At 58.6% G+C, this 6,239-nt stretch carries 6 protein-coding genes and 1 pseudogene; 5 read left to right on the plus strand and 2 right to left on the minus strand.

Annotated features, from left to right (window positions below; translation table 11 throughout):
* The first annotated feature begins 147 nt into the window (after window positions 1-147).
* The 4 genes from CXY80_RS00645 to CXY80_RS00660 all read left to right on the plus strand — a co-directional run bounded on the left by CXY80_RS00645 (window position 148) and on the right by CXY80_RS00660 (window position 4,030).
* On the plus strand, window positions 148-924 hold the full coding sequence (locus tag CXY80_RS00645) for a hypothetical protein (protein WP_104131192.1): 777 nt from the start codon (window positions 148-150) through the stop codon (window positions 922-924).
* Window positions 925-1,331: 407 nt separating this feature from the next.
* Window positions 1,332-2,081 (plus strand): ABC-three component system protein, encoded by a 750-nt coding sequence (locus CXY80_RS00650; RefSeq protein WP_104131193.1) that lies wholly within the window; start codon window positions 1,332-1,334, stop codon window positions 2,079-2,081.
* Window positions 2,068-2,322, plus strand: a complete 255-nt coding sequence (locus CXY80_RS20585) for an ABC-three component system middle component 6 (protein WP_104131194.1) — start codon at window positions 2,068-2,070, stop codon at window positions 2,320-2,322. Before CXY80_RS00650 ends, CXY80_RS20585 begins: the two co-directional genes overlap by 14 nt.
* Window positions 2,297-4,030: a DUF2326 domain-containing protein gene (locus CXY80_RS00660; protein WP_104131195.1), complete on the plus strand. Its 1,734-nt coding sequence runs from the start codon at window positions 2,297-2,299 to the stop codon at window positions 4,028-4,030. The genes CXY80_RS20585 and CXY80_RS00660 overlap by 26 nt, the downstream gene beginning before the upstream one ends.
* A gap of 508 nt (window positions 4,031-4,538) precedes the next feature.
* On the opposite strand, the gene CXY80_RS00665 is transcribed toward CXY80_RS00660, so the two are convergent.
* Window positions 4,539-5,447 carry a transposase gene (locus CXY80_RS00665; protein ID WP_104131196.1) on the minus strand — a complete coding sequence of 303 codons (909 nt, stop codon included), beginning with the start codon at window positions 5,445-5,447 and terminating at the stop codon, window positions 4,539-4,541.
* 28 nt (window positions 5,448-5,475) lie between these two features.
* Window positions 5,476-5,784 (minus strand): annotated as a pseudogene (locus CXY80_RS00670) (transposase); the annotation flags it as partial.
* Window positions 5,785-5,884: 100 nt separating this feature from the next.
* Here CXY80_RS00670 and CXY80_RS00675 point away from each other — a divergent pair.
* Window positions 5,885-6,154 carry a transposase gene (locus CXY80_RS00675; RefSeq protein WP_233194747.1) on the plus strand — a complete coding sequence of 90 codons (270 nt, stop codon included), beginning with the start codon at window positions 5,885-5,887 and terminating at the stop codon, window positions 6,152-6,154.
* Window positions 6,155-6,239: the final 85 nt, after the last annotated feature.

Genomic DNA, 6,239 nt, shown 5'->3' on the forward strand with positions numbered 1-6,239 from the left:
CCCGCACCAATTCCGCTAGCGCGGCTGGCTTCTCCATAGTGCTCATCTTCATACCTCCGATAACTAAAGTTATCACTTTGAGAGGAGGATATCTAGGCATACACTCGACGGTCGCCGGTCGCCGGATGTGTGCGCCAAGATGACATTATGAAAAGACTCATCGCGCCCATTGCTCTCGCTATCGCCCTCGCCTTGACCGGTTGCGCCGGAACAGACACCACCCCCACCGGTGCCGCGGACTCCAAACCCGTCGAAGAAGCACCCCAGGCTCCTGACCTGGCCGGCGGCCAGGTTGAGTCATTGCCGTTCAACGCGAGCGGTCTGCTCGGCGGTACGGCGCAGCCCACCTTCCCTGACGGCGAGCCAGGCGAGGTATCGGTGGTTCAGGTCGGCCCGCTCGACAAGGACAGTGGGACTCTGATCTTCGCGTTCAGGAACAACACCAGCGACGGCATCTCGCACGTCGACTGGAGCTCAACGGCACGCAGCGGCGGTTCTATCGTCGCGACCGGTAGCAGCCAAGGCACGACGCCCTCTCAAGTGCAGCCAGGTGAGGTCGGTCTCGCCTACATATATTTCGACAACAGTGCGGCAGTCCCCGACGACTCTGAGTATGAGTTCACGGCGAGCACTAGCCCTGTGGACACCAGCTCGTACAACACCGCGCCGTTCAAGGTCACGGAGGCCAATCTCGTGGGCGAGGCCATTGTGGGCTCTGCCATTAACGAGACCGGCGCCGAGGCCACTGGCCCCTACAGTGTCAGCATCTACTGCTTCGACGGCGACAACCTGTTGTCGCAGTCAGGCACCTACGCGGAGCAGGATGACGACATCGCAGACGGTGGTACGGTCACGTTCTCGGCAAATCTCTATGGCGATGCGTGTCCGACGTTTGCCCTGGGTGTCGGCGGCTACTTCTCCTAACCAGGGCACACCTGCGCTGCCTGCTCATCGAGGACACACGCAACGCCCCAGTTGTCTGCACGTAACGATGACGAGAAATCAAGAACCCCGAAGCCGCGAGGCTCCGGGGTTCCGTCGTGACGGGCGTGGAGGTCACTCGCGACGTGTCGCCTGAGCACCCTCGCGATCTCCTCGTCGGCGAAGCCGGCGACGCGGGCCTCGATTACGACATGGTGTCTCGCAACCCATGGGTTATGAGGCTCGTAGGTTGCGAGACACGTCGTCGGCATGACGTCGTAGCCGAAGGAATGCGCAGCCTCGTTGCGTTCGCTGGGCGAGTGACAGTCTCTCGATAGAGTCGATACATACAGGGGGGTATTATTTCGCCGCGAAAATCGCCAACTACATCACAGCTCAAAGTTCTACTGATGCGATCGGGTCAGCTTTGTGCCTTCGACGGATGCACTGCGAAGCTCTTCGAAGAGGCCATTCATCCGCAGGATCAAGACACGGTGGTCTCTGAGATAGCTCACATTCTCGCAGCCAGCCCTGGCGGTGCTCGACACGACTCTTCCCAGGACGACGATCAACGAGCCGATATCTCGAACTTGATAGTGCTTTGCGACAGACACCACAAAGTCGTGGATGCACAGCGCTTCAGGTACACCCCCGAGATTCTTTGGGAGATGAAGGCAAATCACGAATCGGCGGTCAGTCGAGGGCAGCTCTATGCCATGAATGCGGTCGGCTTTGCCGAGCTGGAGGCAGTTTGCTCTTCGCTCCGGCTCGCAAGCAGAGTTGTTTCGTCGAGCATTGAGACGCTTGTGCTGCCCCCTAAAATTACCGAGAAAATGGCGGCCAATGATCTGGGTGAGATCTCAGCGGCGCTGATCAGGATGGGAATTGCTAAAACGACAGCGGTAGAGGCGTTTATCAGCTTCAGCGAACGCGGCGCACCGGGATTCTCAACGCGCCTTCAGCAGTGGTTCAAAGCAAAGTACGCAGAAGGGATATTGGCGCCCCTGAGCGGAGACGATTTGTTCTCCTTCGTGTGCTCTGCCGCCTTAGACAACGCCGGCGTGAACCGAAATGAACTACTCGAAGCTGCGGCGATCGCCGTAGTTGTCCACCTCTTCGAAATCTGTGAGATTTTTGAGGCCGTGCGTGCTGCTTCCTGACAAGTTCATCGCGCCAGCCGACTCACTTGTAGGCGCAGGTCTGCATTTGTGGCATGCCATGCCAAGCGCCATGACCATCGGAGAGGCCTGGTTCCTCTTCCGAACTCGTATTGACAACCAGGCAAGTTTTTTCCATTTCGTCCTGGTTCTTGATGTTCTTTTCGTTCTCTCTCTCATCGATTCTGAGGAGAACATTCTGATCCGGAGGGACGTAAATGCTGATCCAACTATCAGCGAATAAAGACGTTTTTGTTCCCATTGATTTCGGCCCCGGCTTGAACGTAATCCTGGCCGATCGAACCGCGGAAGCGTCAAAAACTGACAGCCGAAATGCGCGAGGAAAATCGAGCCTCCTCAGCGCAATCAACTACTGCCTAGGAGGAAACTTCCCAAGCGAGTTTGAAACGCTGGCCGAGGACGACTGGGAATTCCGGCTCACTCTGACCCTCGATGGTGTGACCGTCGCTGTTTCACGGAACTGCGCATCACCTAGAAACCGCGTCAATATTGAACACCTTTCGGGCGAGGCGCCTGCCTGGCTCTCGCTGCTGGAAGAAGGGAGATTGCGAAACGATACTTGGAAACAGGTCCTCGGATGGAAGCTGTTCGGTCTCCCAGATGACTCAGACGATGAGACTTCGCGCCTCTCCTCGCGCACCCTCTTGACCTACCTGATCCGGAGGGTGGCCCCTGACGATCCGACAAAAATCATGGCCCAACAAGCAGCCCGCTCGTCACGAGTCCACACGTCCTACTTGATGGGCCTGGATTGGCAGGTCACGCATCAACTCGCAGAACTCAAGAATGAACAACAGGTCTACAAAGCCATCGACACGGCCGCCTCGTCGAAGTTCTTGTCGTCCGCAGTTGGCAACGAAGCCGACCTTTTGATTGAACGCCAAGAAGCGATCCTTGTCCGCGACCGCATAGCTCAAGAGGCCCGCGGTTTTGTCCTCCTCGACGACCCTGACGATCTCATCTCCCAAGCTGATCAGTTGACGGTTGAGGTAAATGGTCTTCGAAATGATGCTTACATGGCTCGTCAAATGGTCACCCTGCACGAGGCTTCCTTGGAGGAATCCGCTCAGTCAGCCGCCGACGAGACGCTGACGATGCTGCGGGCGGAAATGAACGGCGCGTTCCGGGAAGAAGCTCGCGCCCGGTTAGACGAAGTCGAAGCGTTCCACAATCGCATCTACGAAAACCGTGTCGGTTATCTCGGCCAGGAGCTGGATGAACTTCGCGGGCGACTAGCGGACTACGAACGGCGATTGGCCGTAGCTCTTAGTCGTCGGACTAATGTCCTCGGCCAGATAAATGCTGGTCGCGTCCTCGATGAACTGCTCGCCCTGCAAAGATCGCACATCGAGCTCGAGGCCCACGTTCGCGATCTCGACCTGCAAATCAATGCCCTGCGCCGATGGGATAGAGCCAGGGAAGAGCTAAACGTCAAGAAAGGCGAACTACGCGTACAGGCATCGGAGAGCTTGAACGAGTGTCAACCCGACGTCGACAGATTCGCAAGCCGATTCGATTCGCTCATTCGATCCCTGTACGGGCGTGGAGGAGCCCTCACCGTGAAAGTGGACGACGATGGTTACAAGGTGACGCTGAAAGTGCCCGCATCAGCCAGCACAGGGGTCAGCAAAATGAAACTCTTCAGCTACGACCTGACTCTGCTCGCGGAATCCGAACCACGGGTTCACCCTAAATTTCTCATCCACGACTCCGTCGTTTTTGACGGCGTAGACACCGTGCAGACACAGACTGCTTTAGAAACGGTAGAAGGACTCGTCGCTGCCCCCGAAAACACCAATTTTCAGTACATCGTCATGCTGAACAGTAATGAGGTGCCAACGGCTCTCTCTGAATCTGAATGGTTTTTAAAGGGCGTCCGCCGGCGCATCCTCGAAACCGAAGTGGGAGGCGCGTTTGGCCTCGTCTTTTAGCCTGAGGTGCCGGAAGCGCGATTGACGCGTCATGCGTAGCCCACCGAGTCTCGCAACCTTAGGGTTATGAGGCACTCAGGTTCCGAGACACGTTACGGTGGTCGTGGACGATGTCTGCGAGTGTGTGCAGCACGTGTCCGGTCGCAGAGTTGCGATTTTGCGAAGAGGGTCCTCAGGGGAGGCTTGGATCTGACGGAAGCTGCGACCGAAGCCACTGCCAGGCTTCGCGTGGACGGACTCGTACCTCTTGACCTCGGCGCCCCAGCAATCGTCCCGCGCAGGTCCATGCATCAATTGACATCACGACAATCCGGGGGAAATCATGAAGAAAATATCTGCACTCTGCTCTGGATTAGCCGTCATCCTTTTCTTAACGGGCTGCGCTGGCCAGGTGAGCGATCCGGCAGCATCTTCGGCCCCGTCGCCTTCCAGTGCCGGTTACCTTTCGGCTTCCGCTTCGCCCAGAGCGCCTGGGTCACGTCCCCCTGAGTGGATGCTCCTATTGGTGTCAAGCGACTCTTTGTGCCGTATTGGGCTGCTGAGCCTTGCCGTCGAGCCATGCGCTGAAGGCGGTTTCCAGGTCGGTGTCGGCGCGTTGTCCTATCTCGAGTCGGCGTAGGCGCTGGTAGGGGACGTTGAGCTGTTTGGCTGCATCGGTGAGGACGATGCCGAGGGTGTGGCGGCGTTGCCGCAGCCGCGGTCCACTAGGCAGAGGGACAGCATGATTTTGGGTGAGTAACGCGAATATTTCGTTGGCGACGTGGCGTTTGAGGCAGCGGACGATGTCGTGGTCGGAAAGGCCTTCAGCGGTGCGGCGAGCGATGTAGGCCATGGTGCGGGGTTCCTTGTGGCGTTTGCGCAGCAGCACGATGCGGTGCAAGGCTGCGTTGGCTTGCCGGTCACCACCGCGTGAGAGACGGAAGCGCTGCCGTGTTCCGGAGGATGCCGGTATGGGTGCGACGCCACAGAGGGCTGCGAACTGAGCCTTGGTGGTGATGCGATCTGGATTGTCGCCAGCAGTGGCGAGCAAGTGCGCGGCAACGAATGGGCCGACTCCGCTTGCGGCCATGAGAGCCGGGTTCTGACGAACGGCGAGCACAGTGAGTTGCTGGTCGATATAGGCAATGTCTGCCGTCAGCGCCTGGTGGCGTTGCGCGAGCCGTTTCGCCGATGCTCGAACTACCAGCTCCGGAGTGGTGCCGGGTGCCGGACGTGTGCGTGCGAGAGTGTTCGCAAGTTTGTCGCCGTCAAAGCGACGAAAATCCTGTCGGACTGCCTCGGGCGCGCTGACCAACAGGCTGTGGATCTGATTGATGCTCGCGGTGCGTGCCTTGGTGGCCGAGGATCGTTCCGCGAGCAAGATCCGCATCGATTCGACGTCGCCGTCGGTCACGTCCCGCCGGGTGGTGTAATTCATCGTCACCGTGCGGGTCAGTTGTTTTAGTTTAGGCGGCAGCGAGTTCTGGGAGGATCACCGCCTCGGCGATGACCTCGGTTGGGTTGTTCATTGTGGTCAGCTCGAGCATCGAAGCCTCGGAGAAGTAGCGTCGTTCGCCGGCTTCCCATTCGTCGTGTTGCTCGATCAGGACTGACCCCGCCAGGCGCAGTAGGGCGGCGGAGTTGGGGAAGACACCGACGACGTCGGTCCGGCGTTTGATCTCCTTGTTGACCCGTTCCAACGGGTTAGTCGACCAAATCTGTCGCCAGTGACGCCGCGGAAAAGTAGCGAACGCGAGCAGGTCGGGTTGGGCATCGGTGTGAACCGTCCCTGATTTCCTGCCGCTTTCTTTCTGGTGAAAGGATTCGGTTATGCCCAAGAAACACCCAACAGAGGTTCGCGAACGAGCGGTCCGTATGACTCTTGATCGTTTGAAGGATTACCCATCGATGTGGGCTGCGTGCCGCGACCTGGCCCCCAAGCTCAACATCGGCGCCGAGACGCTCCGGAAATGGGTCACCCAGGCGCAGGCTGACGCCGGCGAACGCACGGGTCCCACGAGCGAAGAGCTTGAGGAAATCAAACGGTTGAAGCGCGAAAACCGTGACCTGCGCGAGACGAACGACATCCTCAAAGCGGCCGCGTCTTTCTTCGCGAGGGAGCTCGACCCTCGCAACCGTCCATAGTCGCTTTCATCGTCCAGATGAAGGCGAACGGCCATGGAGTCGAGTTGACGTGCGGCGTCCTGCGCGAGCAGGGCGTCACGGTCAC

This window comes from Cryobacterium sp. M91, from assembly GCF_002929615.1.
Taxonomy (GTDB): Bacteria; Actinomycetota; Actinomycetes; order Actinomycetales; family Microbacteriaceae; genus Cryobacterium; species Cryobacterium levicorallinum.

What these genes read in the sequence shown, in the direction of transcription:
- CXY80_RS00645 (WP_104131192.1), top strand. Translation starts at nt 148, where the DNA reads ATGAAAAGACTCATCGCGCCCATTGCTCTCGCTATCGCCCTCGCCTTG.
- CXY80_RS00650 (WP_104131193.1), top strand. Translation starts at nt 1,332, where the DNA reads ATGCGATCGGGTCAGCTTTGTGCCTTCGACGGATGCACTGCGAAGCTC.
- CXY80_RS00675 (WP_233194747.1), top strand. Translation starts at nt 5,885, where the DNA reads ATGACTCTTGATCGTTTGAAGGATTACCCATCGATGTGGGCTGCGTGC.
- CXY80_RS00665 (WP_104131196.1), bottom strand. Translation starts at nt 5,447, where the DNA reads ATGAATTACACCACCCGGCGGGACGTGACCGACGGCGACGTCGAATCG.
- CXY80_RS00660 (WP_104131195.1), top strand. Translation starts at nt 2,297, where the DNA reads ATGCTGATCCAACTATCAGCGAATAAAGACGTTTTTGTTCCCATTGAT.